The sequence below is a fragment of the Saccharothrix sp. NRRL B-16348 genome, from assembly GCF_001280085.1.
Lineage (GTDB): Bacteria > Actinomycetota > Actinomycetes > Mycobacteriales > Pseudonocardiaceae > Actinosynnema.
Genome location: NZ_LGED01000015.1, coordinates 1 through 16496 on the forward strand (window position 1 = coordinate 1; position 16496 = coordinate 16496).

Consider the following 16496-nt stretch of genomic DNA (forward strand, 5'->3'; position numbering starts at 1 on the left):
AGGCGCAGTCAACCCATTCGACGCACCATCCTGATTCACCGCGCTGCCGCGCACCACCGCCAACACCCGATGACCCAACCGACGCGCATCCGACAACCGCTCCAACAACACCAACCCCGCACCCTCACCCCAACTCGTGCCGTCGGCGGCGGCGGAGAAGGACTTCGAGCGGCCGTCGGCGGACAGGCCGTGCTGCCGGGAGAACTCCACGAAACTCGCGGGTGTGGCCATGACCGTCACGCCACCCGCCAACGCGAGGTCGCACTCGCCGGAGCGCAACGCCTGCGCCGCCAAGTGAATCGCCACCAACGACGACGAACACGCCGTGTCCACCGACAACGCCGGACCTTCCAACCCGAGCAGGTACGACACCCGCCCCGACGTCACGCTCGTGGCCGTGCCGGTGGCCAGGTAGCCCTCGACGTCCCGCGACACCTGGTCCACACCGCCCGCATAGCCGGACGTCCAACTACCCGTGAACACCCCTGTCCGACTGCCCTGCAACGAAGTCGGGTCGATCCCCGCGTGCTCGAACGTCTCCCACGCCGTCTCCAGCACCAGGCGTTGCTGCGGGTCCATCGCCACCGCCTCACGCGGCGAGATCCCGCACCGCCTCACGCGGCGAGATCCCGAAGAACGCCGCGTCGAACCCGCCCACGTCGTCCAAGAACCCGCCGGACCTGGTGTAGGTGGTGCCGGGTCCGCCGTCCGGGTCGTACAGCCTCGCCACGTCCCAACCGCGGTCCGACGGGAAGTCACCGATCGCGTCCACGCCCTCGGACACGAGCCGCCACAGGTCCGCCGCCGAACCGACACCACCGGGGAACCGACACCCGGTGCCGACGACCACGATCGGGTCGTCCGCACCCGCCGCGGCGACCGGCACGACGGCCCGCCGTGCCACACCCAGCAGCACTTCACGCAGGTGGTCGGCCAGTTTGGTCGGAGTCGGGTGGTCGAACGTCATCGTCGCCGACAACCGGACGCCGACCGCCGCGGCCAGCCGGTTGCGCAGCTCCACCGCCGTCAACGAGTCGAACCCGAGATCCTTGAACGCCCGGTCGGCGTCGACACCGTCCGTCCGCCCGAGCACGGCCGCGCTGTGCGTGGTGATCAGCTCCACCAGGGCCGCGCGCTGCTCGGCTTCCGGCAACGCGCCGAGTTCACGCACCACGCCCGACGTGCGCGCGGGCCGACGACGGGTCAGCGCGCGCAGCACCGGCCGGTCGCCCAGCGCCGACACCCGCAGCCCGGCGGCCACCAGCGTGGGCTCGGGCGCGGTGAGGGCGGCGTCGAACAGGGCCAGGCCGTGCTCGGTGGACAGCGGCACGACCCCGGACCGCGCCAACCGCCGCCGGTCGACCTCGGCCAGCTGTCCGGTCAGGCCGCTGGTCTGCGCCCACTGCCCCCACGCCACGGACACCGCGGGCAGGCCCTGCCGGCGACGGTGTTCGGCCAGGGCGTCGAGGTAGGCGTTGGCGGCGGCGTAGTTGCCCTGGCCGGCGCTGCCGAGCACCCCGGCGGCCGACGAGAACAGCACGAACGCGCTCAGGTCGCGGTCGCGGGTCAGCTCGTGCAGGTGCCGTGCGGCGTCGGCCTTCGCGGCGCGCACGCCGGCGAGCCGTTCGGGGGTCAGCGACTCGATCACGCCGTCGTCCAGCGCGCCGGCCGCGTGCACGACGGCGGTGAGGTCGGGGATGCCCGCCACCACCCTGGCCAACGCCTCCCTGTCGCCCACGTCGCACGCGACCACGGTGACGTCCGCGTCGGCGAGGTCGACGGGCGTGCCGCCGGACCGGCTCACCAGCACCAGCTTCCGCACGCCGTGCGCGGTGACGAGGTGCCGGGCGACGTGGCTGCCCAACGTGCCGGTGCCGCCGGTGATGAGCACCGTGCCGTCCGGGTCGAGCGGTGCCGGGACGGTCAGCACGATCTTGCCGACGTGCCCGGCCTGGCTCATGTGCCGGAACGCCTCCCGCGCCCGCCGGACGTCCCACGCGGTGATCGGCGGCACGCGCAGCTCGCCCGCCACGAGCAGCCGCACGACCTCCGCCAGCACCTCCCCGAGCCGCTCGGGACCAGCTTCGGCCAGGTCGAACGCCCGGTAGCCGGGCACGTCACGGACGTCGGCCTTGCCCATGTCGACGAACCGGCCGCCGTCGGCCAGCAACCGCAGCGAGGCGTCGGTGAACTCGCCGGTCAACGAGTTCAGCACCACGTCCATGCGCGGGAACCGCTGCTCGAACTCCAGCGTCCGTGACGACGCGATGTGGTCGTCCGCCAAACCCAAGCCGCGCAGCACGTCCCACTTGCCGGGGCTCGCCGTGGCGAACACCTCCGCACCGGCCCGCCGGGCGAGTTGGATCGCGGCCATGCCGACACCGCCCGCGCCGGCGTGGACGAGCACCCGGTCGCCCGCGCCGAGCCGACCGAGGTCGACCAGGCCGTACCAGGCGGTCAGGAACGCCACCGGCACCGCCGCGGCCCGCGCGAACGACCACCCGTCCGGGACCGGGACAAGCACCCGGTGATCGGCCACCGCTTCCGGTCCGAACGCGCCGGACAGCAGGCCGAGCACCCGGTCGCCGGGACGCAGCACGGTGACGGCCGAGCCGACCTCGGTGACCACGCCCGCGCCCTCGCTGCCCAGCCGCGCCGCGACCGGGTACACGCCCAGGGCGATCAGGACGTCGCGGAAGTTCATCCCCGCCGCCCGCACCCGGACCCGGACCTCGTACGGCCGCAACGGCGTCTCGGCGGTCTCGGCGAACACCAGGTCGTCCAGGTCTCCAGTGTCGGTCTCCACCAGCGAACCCGTGACGGCCGCGTGCGCGGTGGTCCGGACGAGCCGGGGCACGTGGACCACGCCACGGCGGACGGCGAGCTGGTCTTCGTCGTCCAGCACTACCGGCGGCGAGTCGTCGGTGTCCACGAGGACGAAGCGGCCGGGGTGCTCGGCCTGCGCGGCGCGGACCAGGCCCCACACGGCGGCGCCGTCGAGGTCGTCCACGTGGTCGCCGGGCACGGCCGCCACCGCGTCGCGCGTGTGCACGACCAGCCGCCCGTCACCGTCCTCGGCGAGGAAGGCGTGGAGCAGTGCCAGCGCTTCCTCGACCGACCCCGGCGCCACCACCCGATCGGGGGTCACCGGGTCGCCGTCGCGGCGGATCCAGTCCAGCTCGAACAGGGCGTCGTCGGCTTGACGTGCCATCGGACGGGTGGTGACCGAGCCGATCGTGACGATCGGCGCGCCCGAGTCGTCGGCGAGCGCGACGCTGTAGCCGTCGTCGGCCGTGCCCGAAAGCCTGACCCGAGCGGTCGACGCGCCGGTGCGGTGGACGGTGATCCCGGTGAGGGAGAACGGCAACCGCACGTCGCCGGTCGTGTCGGCGAGCAGCGCCAACGGTTGCAGTGCCGCGTCGAGCAGGGCGGGGTGCGTGCCGTAGCGGGCGGCGTCGTCCACCGAGACCTCGGCGAACACCTCGCCGCCCGCGCGCCACACCGCTCGCACGCCTTGGAACGCCGGGCCGTGCTCGTAGCCGGCACCCGCCAGCGCGTCGTAGAGGTCGTGCACGTCGACGGGCCGCGCCCCGGCCGGTGGCCAGCTCGACGGGAACGCCGGCGCCGCGACCGGCTCGGCGGCGAGCGTGCCGGTGGCGTGCCGCACCCAGTCGTCCTGTCCTTGGGAACGCACCTCGACCGGGTGACGGCCCGTTTCGTCCGCCACACCGACCACGACCTGCACCCGCACAGGACCGTCGAGCACCAGCGGCGATTCGAGGACGAGTTCCTCCACCGCCGCGCAGCCGACCACCCCGGCCGCGTGCGCGACCAGTTCCACGAACGCCGTCGCGGGCAGCAGCACGGTCCCCAGCACCGCGTGGTCGGCCAGCCACGGGTGCGTGGCCGCGGACACCGTGCCGGTCAGCACCACGGCCCGGTCGCCGGGCAGCTCGACGGACGCGCCGAGCAGCGGGTGGTCGACCGGGTCCAGGCCCGCGCCGGACACGTCGCCGGAGCCTCCCGGCGCCAGCCAGAACCGCTCCCGCTGGAACGGGTACGTCGGCAGGCCGACCGACGGCGACGGGACGCCCCAGTCGACGTCCACGCCCAGCACGAACAGCCGTGCCGCGGCGGCCCGGAAATCGGCGCGCCCGCCCTGGTCACGGCGCAGCGTGCCGGTCGTCGTGGCGTCCTGCTCCTCCAGCGCGGGCACCAGCACGGGGTGCGGGCTGATCTCCACGCACACCGGGGAACCCTCGGCCAGCAACGCGCGCGCGGCCTGCTCGAACAGCACCGGCGCGCGCAGGTTCCGGTACCAGTAGGCGGCGTCGAGCCCGGCGGTGTCGAGCACCTCGCCGGTCACCGTGGAGTGGAACGGGATCCTCGCGGACGACGGCGTGATGTCCGCGAGGTCGGCCAGCAGCCGCTCCCGGATGGCCTCGACCTGGGCGGAGTGGGCGGCGTAGTCCACCGGCAGGCGGCGGGCGCGGACGTCCTCGGCCGCGGCCAGCAGCTCGTCCAACGCGTCGGTGTCACCGGACACGACCACCGAGCCGGGCGCGTTGACCACCGCGACGGTCAGCCGCTCGCCCCACCGCGCCAGGTAGGTCGCGGCCCGGTCGGCGGACAGGCCGAGCGACACCATCCCGCCCCGGCCGGACAACGCGACGAGGGCCTTGCTCCGCAGCGCGACCACCCGGGCGGCGTCCTCCAGCGACAACGCGCCCGCGACGTGCGCGGCGGCGATCTCGCCCTGCGAATGGCCGACGACCACGTCCGGCTCGACGCCGACCGACTGCCACAGCCGCGCCAACGCCACCATCACCGCGAACAACGCGGGCTGCACCACGTCGACCCGGTCCAGCTCACCGCCGTTCAGCACCTCGACCAACGACCAGTCGACGTGCGGCGCCAACGCCCGCTCGCACTCGTCGACCGCGTCGCGGAACACGGGCTCGGACGCGTACAGCTCACGCCCCATCCCGACCCACTGCGCACCCTGGCCCGGGAACACGAACACCGTCCGGTCCGGCGCGCCCGCCACCCCGGACACCACGTCCGAGCCGAGGATCGCCGCCCGGTGCGGGAACCGGGCTCGACCGGCCAGCGCACGACCGATGGCCACCTCCGGGTGGTGGGCGGCGAACTCCCGCACCCGCCGGATCTGCTCCCGCAGCGCGGGTTCGCTCTTCGCCGACACCAGCCAGGGCAGGTCGCCGTCAACGGCCGGCTCGACGGGGTCCGGCGCCTGCTCCAGCACGACGTGCGCGTTGGTCCCGCTGATCCCGAACGACGACACCGCCGCACGCCGGGGCCGTCCGGTCTCCGGCCACGCGACCGGTTCGGTGAGCAGCCGGATGTCGCCGGCCGTCCAGTCCACGTGCGGTGTCGGCTCGTCCACGTGCAGCGTTTTCGGCAGCCGCCCGTGCCGCAGCGCCATCACCATCTTGATCACGCCCGCGACACCCGCCGCAGCCTGCGTGTGGCCGATGTTCGACTTCACCGAGCCCAACCACAACGGCTCCGAACGCTCCGCGCCGTACGTGGCCAACAACGCCTGCGCCTCGATCGGATCGCCGAGCGATGTGCCGGTGCCGTGCGCTTCCACCGCGTCCACATCGGACGGCTCCAGGCCGGCGTTCGCCAGGGCCTGCCGGATCACGCGCTCCTGCGACGGACCGTTCGGGGCGGTCAGGCCGTTCGACGCGCCGTCCTGGTTCACCGCCGTGCCGGCCAGCACGGCGAGCACCTGGTGGCCGTTGCGGCGGGCGTCCGACAGGCGTTCCAGCAGCACGAGACCGGCGCCCTCGCCCCAGCTGGTGCCGTCGGCGGACGCGGAGAACGGCTTGCACCGACCGTCCGCCGCCAGCCCGCGCTGACGCGAGAACTCGGTGAAGCCGACCGGGGTCGCGATCACCGTGACGCCACCGGCCAACGCCAGGTCGCACTCCCCCGTGCGCAGCGCCTGCGCGGCCAGGTGCATCGCGACCAGCGACGACGAGCACGCCGTGTCGAGGGAGACCGCGACGCCTTCCAACCCCAGCAGGTAGGCGATCCGACCGGACACGACGCTGGTCGCCGCGCCGGTGCCGAAGTACCCCTCGACATCGCTGGGTGCGCCGTACCCGGAGGCCCAGATGCCGGTGAACACCCCGGTCCGGCTGCCGTGCAACGAGGTCGGGTCGATCCCGCCGTGTTCGAAGGTCTCCCAGGCGGTCTCCAGCAGCACGCGTTGCTGAGGGTCCATCGCCAACGCCTCACGCGGCGAAATCCCGAAGAAGTCCGCGTCGAACCCCGCCGCATCAGCCAGGAAACCACCAGAACGGGTGTAACTCGTCCCCGCATGATCAGGATCCGGGTGGTAGAGCCGACCCAAGTCCCAGCCCCGGTCGTCAGGGAATTCCGTAATGGCGTCCACACCGTCGGACACCAGCCGCCACAAGTCGTCCGGCGACTCGACCCCTCCGGGAAGCCGACACCCCATGCCCACGATCACGATCGGGTCGCCGTCCACCGCCCGCACGACCGGCGCGGCGATCTCCCGGCGCGTGCCGGCGATCTCGCCGCGCAGGTAGTCGGCCAGGCGTGCCGGGGTGGGGTGGTCGAACGTCACCGTGGCGGGCAGCCGCAGGCCGGTGGCCGTGCCGAGTCGGTTGCGCAGCTCCACGGCGGTCAGCGAGTCGAACCCGAGATCCTTGAACGGCTGCCGCGTGTCGATGGCGTCCGGCGAGGCGTGCCCGAGGACGGTGGCGGTGTTGGCCGTGACGACGTCGAGCACGACGGCCGCCTGCTCGGCCTCCGGCAGCGACCGCAGCCGGTCGGCCAGCGCGCCCCGGTGGACGGGCCGCTTGACCGGTTTGCGGTTCACCAGCCCGCGCAGCGCTGACGGCAGCACGGGCGTGCGGGCCAGGGCGGGCAGGTTCAGCGCGACGGGTGCGACGGTGGCCCGGTCGGCGGCCAGCGCCGCGTCGAACAGGTCCAACGCGTGCTCGGTGGTCAGCGGCACCACGCCGGCACGGGTCAGGCGTTGCCGGTCGGCGTCGGAGAGGTGCCCGGTCATGCCGCTCGCCTCGGCCCAATACCCCCACGCCAAGGAGACGGCGGGTAGGCCGAGAGCCCGTCGGTGCACGGCCAAGGCGTCCAGGAACGTGTTCGCGGCGGCGTAGTTGGCCTGGCCGGGACTGCCCAGCACGCCGGAGGCGGAGGAGAACAGCACGAACGCGGCCAGGTCGAGGTGCCGGGTCAGCTCGTGCAGGTGCCAGGCCGCCCGAGCCTTGGGCGCGAACACGTCCGCCACCTGTCGGGGCGTCAGCTCGGTGACCACGGCGTCGTCCAGCACGCCGGCCGCGTGCACCACGGCGGTCAGATCCGGGATCGAGGCCACCAACTCCGCGATCTGCCCACGGTCCGACACGTCGCACGCGACCACCCGCACGTCCGCGTCCAGTTCCGGAACCTCACCGCCACTCCGGCTGACCAGCACCAGCCGCCGCACACCGTGCCGCGCGACCAGGTGCTCGGCCACCGCACGGCCCAGGGTGCCCGTGCCACCGGTGATCAACACGGTGCCGTCCAGCACGGCGGGCAGGGCGAGCACGATCTTGCCGATGTGCTGCGCCTGGCTCATGTGCCGGAACACGTCCACCGCGTCCCGCACGCCCCGGACGTCGATCGGCAACGGTGTCAGCACGCCGTCCGCGAAAGCCTGCACGATGTCGGCCAGGATCTCGCCGAGCCGCGGTGGGCCGGCGTCGGCGATGTCGAACGCCGTGTAGTCCACGCCGGTGTCGGCGCGGACGTCGGTCTTGCCCATCTCCACGAACCGCCCGCCGGGCGCGAGCAGGCGCAGGGACGCGTCGGTGAACTCGTCGGCCAGCGAGTTGAGCACCACGTCCATGCGCGGGAAGCGCTGCTCGAACTCCAGCGTGCGTGACGACGCGATGTGGTCGTCCGCCAAGCCGAGGCCGCGCAGCACGTCCCACTTGCCGGGGCTCGCCGTGGCGAACACCTCCGCGCCCAGGCGCCGGGCGAGTTGGATCGCCGCCATGCCGACGCCGCCGGTGCCGGCGTGGATGAGCACGCGGTCGCCCGCACGGAGCCGGCCCAGGTCCACCAGGCCGTACCAGGCGGTCAGGAACACCACCGGCACCGCTGCGGCCTGCGCGAACGACCAGTCGTCCGGGATCGGGGCCAGCACCCGGTGGTCGGCGACGGCGACCGGTCCGAACGCGCCCGGCACCAGGCCGAACACCCGGTCACCCGGCCGGAACCGGTCGACGTCCGGCCCGACGTCGAGCACCACGCCCGCGCCCTCGCCGCCCATCAACGCCTCGCCCGGGTAGACGTCCAGCGCGATGAGCACGTCGCGGAAGTTCAGCCCGGCGGCACGCAGGGCGATCCGGACCTCGCCCGGCGCCAACGGCCCGGTCAGCTCCGGCCGCGGCACGAGCGCCAGGTCGTCGATGCTGCCGGTGCCGACGTCCTCCAGCCTCCACGGGCCGTCCGGCGGGATGAGCGCGCGGTCCACCCGCACGAGCCGGGGCGCGAGCAGCACTCCCCTGCGCACCACCAGCTCCGACTCGTCGGCCAGCGCGCCGTCCCACGAGTCGTCGGCGTCGACCAGCACGAACCGGCCGGGGTGCTCGGTCTGCGCCGCCCGCACCAGGCCCCACACGGTCGCCTGGGCCAGGTCGATCACGTCACCGGGCACGGCCGCGACCGCGTTCCGGGTGACGACCACCAGCCGGTCCTCTTGCTGGATCGCGGCCAAGACCTCTTGCGCTGCCGCCAAAGCGGCGTCGGGGGCGTCGCCGAGGTGGTTCGACACGTGGTGGCGGGTTTCGGCGGCCGAGTCCCCGGTCACCGGCACCCACTTGAGCTGGAACAGGTCGTCCGGGGCGTCGGTGAAGGCTCGGACCGACAACGCCGCCACCGAGGCGACCGTGACGCCGTCCGGATCGGAGAGCGTGACCGAGTAGGTGTCGGGGCCGCCGGACAGCCGGACGCGCAGCACGCGGGCGTCGGTGGGGCGCAGCACCACGCCGGAGAACGCGAACGGCAGCTTGGCCGGGCCGTCCGGGTGCATCAGGGCGATCGGGTGCAGGGCCGCGTCGAGCAGCGCCGGGTGCAGGCCGAAGCGTTCCTCGGCGGGCACCTCTACCTCAGCGTGCACCTCGTCGCCCACCCGCCACGCCGCCGCGACGCCTTGGAACGCCGGGCCGTAGTCGTAGCCGAGGGCGGCGAACGTGTCGTAGAGGTGGGTGACGTCGAGGGGTTCGCCGTGCGGTGGCGGCCACGGGGTCGCTTTGGCGGGTTCGGGCGCGTCGCCGAGCGTGCCGGTGGCGTGCCGGATCCACTCGTCGGTGGTGTGGGAGTGCACGGTGACGGAGCGGAGACCGGCGTCGTCCGGCGGTCCGACCACCACTTGGAGCCGCACGGCGTCCTGGTCGAGGACGAGCGGGGCTTCCAGCACCAGTTCGCGCACGGCGACCGCGCCGACCTTGGTCGCGGCATGGGCCGCGAGTTCGAGGAACGCCGTGCCGGGCAGCAGCACGGAGCCGCGCACGGCGTGGTCGGCCAGCCACGGGTGGGTGGACAGCGACACCTTGCCGGTGAGCGCCGCGCCGCCGTCGGGCAGGTCCACCACCGTGGTCAGCAGCGGGTGGTCGCCGGTCTCGGCGGTGGTCGGCCGCAGCCAGAACCGCTGCCGCTGGAACGGGTAGGCGGGCAGGGGCGCGGGCGTGATGCCGGCCGGGAACCGCCAGTCGACGTCGACGCCCCGGACGTGCAGGCGGGCCAGCGCGGCGCGGAACTCGTGCGGCTGGTCGCGGCGCAGGGTGCCGGTGACCAGGACGTCACGCCGATCGGCCGTCTCCTCGACCGCCGACGTCACCACGGGGTGCGGGCTGACCTCGACGAACACGCCGTGGCCGTGGTCGAGCAGGGTGCGCGTGGCGTGGTCGAACCGGACCGGTTCGCGCAGGTTGCGGTACCAGTAGTCGGCGTCCAGGTCGGTGGCGGGCGCGCCGGTGACCGTCGAGTACAGCGGCACGTCGCCGGGTCGCGGGGTGATGCCGGCCAGGTCGTGCCGGAGCCGGTCGCGGATGGCCTCGACCTCGACCGAGTGGGCGGCGTAGTCGACCGGGAGCGCGCGGGCGCGGATGTCGTCGGCGGCGCAAGCGGCCAGCAGTTCGGTCAGGTCATGGGTGTTGCCGGAGACGACTACCGTGCCGGGGGCGTTGACCACGGCGACGGTGAGCCTGCCGTCCCACCGTTCGAGGTAGGCGGCGGCACGCTCCGGGGACAGCGCCACGGACACCATGCCGCCCTGGCCGGCCAGCGACACCAGGGCCTTGGCGCGCCGGGCGACGATCTTCGCCGCGTCTGCCAGCGACAGGATGCCCGCGACGTGCGCGGCGGCGATCTCACCTTGGGAATGGCCGACGACCGCGTCCGGGACCACGCCGTGGGCGCGCCAGAGCCCGGCCAGCGCCACCATCATGGCGAACAGGGCGGGTTGGACCACGTCCACGCGGTCGAGCGCGCCGGAGCGCAGGACGTCGACCAACGACCAGTCGACGTGCGGTGACAGGGCCTCGGCGCAGGCGTCGACGTGGGCGTGGAACACGTCCGACGTCTCGTACAGCTCGCGGCCCATGCCGACCCACTGCGCGCCCTGGCCGGGGAACACGAACACGGTCTTGCCCGGGACGCCCACCTCGCCCGTGACCAGGCCGGGTGCGTTGCCGCCGGTGGCCAGCGCGTCCAGCGCGTCGCGGTCCAGGACGACGGCGCGGTGCTCGAAGTGGGTCCGGTTCGCGAGGGCTCGGGCCACGTTCGCGACAGGGGCGTCGACCCCCTTGAGGCGTTCGGCCTGGGCCGTCAGGGCGTGGGCGGTGCGTGCGGACACCAGCCACGGGAGGTCGGCGTCCACTGTGGACTCCGGCTCGGCCGGCACGTGTTCGAGGATGACGTGGGCGTTGGTGCCGCTGATGCCGAACGAGGACACGGCGGCGCGGCGCGGGCGGTCGGCGCGCGGCCACGGCGCGGGCTCGGTGAGGAGGGAGACGTTGCCCGCCGTCCAGTCCACGTGGTCGGTCGGCCGGTCGACGTGGAGCGTGCGCGGGAGCGAGCCGTGCCGCATCGCCATGACCATCTTGATCACGCCCGCGATGCCGGCGGCGGCCTGGGTGTGGCCGATGTTCGACTTGATCGAGCCCAGGCGCAGCGGCTCGGCGCGGTCCTGGCCGTAGGTGGCCAGCAGGGCTTGCGCCTCGATCGGGTCGCCGAGCGTGGTGCCGGTGCCGTGCGCCTCCACGGCGTCCACGTCCGCCGGTTCCAGCAGGGCGTTCGCCAAGGCTTGGCGGATGACGCGTTCCTGGGACGGGCCGTTGGGCGCGGCCAGGCCGTTGGACGCGCCGTCCTGGTTCACCGCGCTGCCGCGCACCACGGCGAGGACGCGGTGGCCGTTGCGGCGGGCGTCGGACAGGCGTTCCAGCAGCACCAGGCCCGCGCCCTCGGACCAGCTGGTGCCGTCGGCGGCGTCGGCGAACGACTTGATCCGCCCGTCCGGCGCCAGGCCGCGCTGCCGGGCGAACTCCACGAACCCGGCCGGTGTCGCCATGACCGTGACGCCGCCGGCCAGCGCCATCGTGCACTCGCCCGCGCGCAGCGCCTGCGCGGCCAGGTGGATCGCCACCAGGGACGACGAGCAGGCCGTGTCCACCGACACCGCCGCGCCCTCCAGCCCGAGCAGGTAGGACACGCGGCCCGAGGTGGTGCTGGTGGCGATGCCCGTGGCGAGGAAGCCCTCCAGGTCGGGCGGCGGCTGGGCGGCGTACCCCGAGGACCACACGCCGGTGAACACGGCGGTCCGGCTGCCGCGCAACGAGGTCGGGTCGATGCCCGCGTGGTCGAACGTCTCCCAGGCCGTTTCCAGCAGCACGCGTTGCTGCGGGTCCATCGCCAACGCCTCGCGGGGCGAGATCCCGAAGAAACCGGCGTCGAACCCGGCACCGTCGGCGAGGAATCCGCCCGAACGCGCGTAGGTCGCGCCGGGGGTGTCCGGGTCCGGGTCGTAGGGGACGTCCCAGCCCCGGTCGGTCGGGAAGTCACCGATCGCGTCCACCCCGTCGGCGACCAGCCGCCACAGGTCGTCCGGCGACTCGACACCGCCCGGGTAGCGGCAGCCGATGCCGATGATCGCGATCGGCTCGCGGGCGGCCTCCTCCACCTCGGCGAGGCGCTTGCCCATCACCCGCAGGTCGGCCGTGGCGCGCTTGAGGTAACTGCGGAGCTTGTCTTCGTCGGCCATGAACAGCTACTCCCCCGCGGTGCGGTGCTCGCCTGATCGGATGACCTGGGTACGGCGGTGCTCGTCGTCGAGGATGCTGAACAGCTCGCTGTCGGTGGCGTCGTCCAGGTCGTCCTCGGGCTTGGCGCGTTTGGCGGTCCACGACGCCAGCAGTGCTTCCAGGCGTGCGGCGACGGCGTCGTGGTCGGCGCTGTCCGTTCGGTCCAGAGTGGACTTGAGCTGGTCGAGTTCGGCCAGCAGCGGGTCCGGCGCGCTCGCGGCCAGCCGTTCCCGCAGGTGGTCGGCGAGCCGGGCGGGTGTCGGGTGGTCGAAGGTGAGCGTGGCGGGCAGGCGCAGGCCGGTGGCCGCGTCGAGCTGGTTGCGCAGCTCCACGGCGGTCAGCGAGTCGAAGCCGAGGTCCTTGAACGCCCGGTGCGGGCCGATGGCGTCGGTGGAGGCGTGGCCGAGCACTTGGGCCACAGCGCGTCGGACCACGTCCAGCACGTCGTGCGTCGGCTCGACTTGGCCGTTGGACCGGTCTCCCGCGCGGAGGGCTCGGACCAGCGACGGGGCTGCCGTGCGGCGGTCGAACCGGACCGGCGCCAACACGGGTTCGCCCGCGGTGAGCGCGGCGTCGAACAGGGCCAACGCCTCGTCGGTCGCCAGCGGCAGCACGCCCGCGGCGGCCATCCGCCGCCGGTCGGTGTCGGTGAGCTTGCCGGTCATGCCGCTGGTCTGCGCCCACGGGCCCCACGCCAGGGACACGGCGGGCAGGCCGTTCGCGTGCCGGTGCGTGGCGAGGGCGTCGAGGAACGTGTTCGCGGCGGCGTAGTTGGCCTGCCCCGGCCCGCCGAGCATGCCCGCGGCGGAGGAGAACAGGACGAACGCCTCCAGGTCGCCGGCCAGCTCGTGCAGGTGGAGCGCGGCGGCGGCCTTGGGCTCCCAGACGTCGGCGAACCGTTCGGCGTCCAGCGACTGCACGACGGCGTCGTCCAGCACACCGGCCGTGTGCACGATCGCGGTGACGGGGTGCTCGGCCAGCAGTCGCGCCACGGCGTCGCGGTCGGCCACGTCGCAGGCGACCACCGCGACGTCGGCTCCGGCCAGGTCCGCGACCAGCTCGGCGGCGCCGGGCGCGTCCGGTCCCCGTCGACTGGCCAGGACCAGCCGCGTGACGCCGTGGTGGGCGACCAGGTGCCGGGCGACCGCGCCGCCGAGCACGCCGGTGCCGCCGGTGACGAGCACCGTGCCGTCCGGACCGAGGGTGGACGGCAGCGGCGCGAACTCGACGCGTTCGAGGCGGGGCACGTGGACGCGCCCGGCCCGGACGGCCAGCTGCGGCTCGTCGCCGACCACCAGGGGTGGCCCGTCGCTGTCGACCAGCACGAACCGCCCGGGGTGCTCGGAGGCGGCGGAGCGGACCAGACCCCACACGGCGGCGGCCCGGAGGTCGGTCACGTCCTCACCCCGCACCGACACCGCGCCACGGGTGACCACGATCAGCCGGGCCGGGCTTTCGCTCGTCGCCAGGAACTCCTGCACCACGTCCAGGGTCTCGATCGGGTCGGTGGCGTGGTGGAGCCGGTCCTCGGGCGGTGCGGCGGCGGAGTCCGTTTCGTGCCAGGCGATCCGGTAGAGGTCTTGTCGCCGCGGTGCCGCTTGGGGGGCGCGGAGGGTCAGCGACTCGATGTCCGCGATGGGCTCACCCGCCGGGCCGGTCAGGCTGACGCGGTACGTCTCGGTGCCGGTGGCGGTGAGCTTCACGCGCGCCTCCGTGTGACCGGTCGACCAGACCGTGACCCCGGTGAACGCGAACGGCAGCTTGGCGCGGTCGTCGGCGATCGTGACGGCCTGGAGCGCGGCGTCCAGCAGGGCGGGGTGCAGGGTGAACCGGTCGGCGTCGCCGGGCAGGCGGACGTCCGCGTAGAGGTCGTCGCCGTGCCGCCGAACGGCCCGCAGGCCCTGGAACGCGGGACCGTACCCGAACCCGGCGTCGGCCAGGGAGTCGTAGAAGCCGTGCAGGTCGACGGGTTCGGTGGGTGGCTCCGTCCACGGCGCGGGGGTTGCGGTGCGTGCGCCGAGCTGACCGGTGGCGTGCCGCAGCCAGTCACCGTCCGACTTCGAGTGGATGGCGATCGCACGGCGTCCGGCCTGATCGGGCGCGCCGACCGTGACCCGCACGTCGACCGCCCCGGTGAGCATCAGCGGCGCCTCCAGCGCCAACTCCTCGACCGCCGGGCAGTCCACCTGACTGCCCGCGCGCAACGCCAGCTCCACGAAAGCGGCGCCCGGCAGCAAGACCGAACCGAGCACGACGTGCTCCGCCAGCCAAGGCTGGGTGGCCGGGGACAACTGCCCGGTCAACACCGCTCCCTGACCGTCCGCCAACTCCACCACCGCGCCCAACAACGGGTGGTCGACCGTGCCGAGCCCGGCCGCCGTGACGTCGGTCGCCGTGGCGTTCACCAACCAGTACCGCTCACGTTGGAAGGCGTAGGTCGGCAGCTCGGCGTGCGCGGTGGGCAGGGTCCATTCCGCGCCCTCCACCCACAGCTTGCCGAGGGCGGCGAGGAGTCGTTCGGGCTCATCGTGACCACGCCGCATCACACCGGTCGGCACGAGCGTGGGATGGGGACCGATCTCCAGGAACGTCGTCACACCGTTGGCACGCAACCACTCCATGCCATCCTCGAACCGCACCGCCTCCCGCGCCTGCCGCACCCAATACCCGGCGTCGAAAGCCCTGCCTGCGGAAGGGTCCCCGCCCAGGGGATCCCTGTTTTCAACGCTGGGATCCCTGTTTTCAACGCTACCCCAACGATCCGACAGAATCGTCGACACGATCGGGACCTGTGGATAACCGAACGACAACCCCTCCACAACCCGCGCGAACTCCACCAACATCGGGTCCATCCGCGCCGAGTGGAACGCATGACTCACAGCAAGCCGCCGTGTCTCGTGCCCCAAGGTCTCCCACAAGTCCGCGACCTCCAAGACCGCGTCCTCGTCACCCGAGATCACCACCGCCTCAGGCCCGTTGACGGCCGCGATCTCGACACCCTCGGGCAACGTCTCCGCCACCTCCGCCGAGGCGGCCCGGATCGACACCATCGCCCCGCCCGACGGCAACTCCTGCATCAGCCGGCCACGCGCCGACACCAACGTGCAGGCATCCTCAAGACTCAACACACCGGCGACGTGCGCGGCAGCGATCTCCCCGACCGAATGCCCGATCAGGTAGTCCGGCTTCACACCCAACGACTCCACCAACCGGTAGAGCGCAACCTCGATCGCGAACAACGCCGGCTGCGTGAACCGAGTCTGGTCAAGGTCTGCGTCCCACAACGACAACCCGAGCCGGCCGCACACCTCGTCCAACGCCTCAGCGAACACCGGATACGTGTCGTAAAGACCCCGGCCCATGCCGCGCCACTGCGAACCCTGACCCGAGAACACGAATGCCGTCTTCCCAGACCGGGCTTCACCGATCGGCGCGTCACCACGGGCGAGAGCGTCGAGATCCGCCGCGAGCCTGGCCGGATCGGTGAGCGCGGCACGATACGGAAGCCGGGCCCGCGCGGCCAGAGCGGCGCCGACCGCCGGGTCACCCGCGAACTCGCGTAGCCGCCGTGCCTGCGCCCGCAACGCCTCCGGCGACTTCGCCGACAGCAACCACGGCACCGGGTCGGGAGCCTCGACCGGCTCGGCGGGCACGTGTTCGAGGATCACGTGCGCGTTCGTCCCGCTGATCCCGAAGGACGACACACCGGCACGACGCGGTCGCTCGACGTCCGGCCACGGCGTGCTCTCCGTGAGGAGCCGAACGTCGCCGGTCGACCAGTCCACGTGCGTGGTGGGCCGGTCGACGTGGAGCGTGCGCGGTAGCACACCGTGCCGCATCGCCATGATCATCTTGATCACACCGGCAACGCCCGCCGCCGCCTGCGTGTGGCCGATGTTCGACTTCACCGACCCCAACCACAACGGCTCCGAACGCTCCTGACCGTAGGTCGCCAACACAGCCTGCGCCTCGATCGGATCACCCAACGTCGTACCCGTCCCGTGCGCCTCCACCGCATCCACATCAACCGGCGACAACCCCGCATTCGCCAACGCCTGCCGAATCACCCGCTCCTGCGACGGACCATTAGGCGCAGTCAACCCATTCGACGCACCATCCTGATTCACCGCGCTGCCGCGC

Annotated in this window: 3 protein-coding genes; all 3 read right to left on the bottom strand. The window is 73.3% G+C overall.

The genetic code is table 11. The features are described 5' to 3' along the window. The coding region (locus ADK67_RS53330) for a beta-ketoacyl synthase N-terminal-like domain-containing protein (RefSeq protein WP_442974105.1) at positions 1-579 on the bottom strand (579 nt) is incomplete at its 3' end. Positions 580-589: 10 nt separating this feature from the next. Further along, positions 590-12316: a type I polyketide synthase gene (locus ADK67_RS53335; RefSeq protein ID WP_053715142.1), complete on the bottom strand. Its 11727-nt coding sequence runs from the start codon at positions 12314-12316 to the stop codon at positions 590-592. Positions 12317-12322: 6 nt separating this feature from the next. Further along, the coding region (locus ADK67_RS04660; RefSeq protein WP_157619926.1) for a type I polyketide synthase at positions 12323-16496 on the bottom strand (4174 nt) is incomplete at its 5' end.

Excerpts from the sequence above, each read along its gene's own strand:
- ADK67_RS53335 (WP_053715142.1), bottom strand. The coding sequence starts at position 12,316 with ATGGCCGACGAAGACAAGCTCCGCAGTTACCTCAAGCGCGCCACGGCC.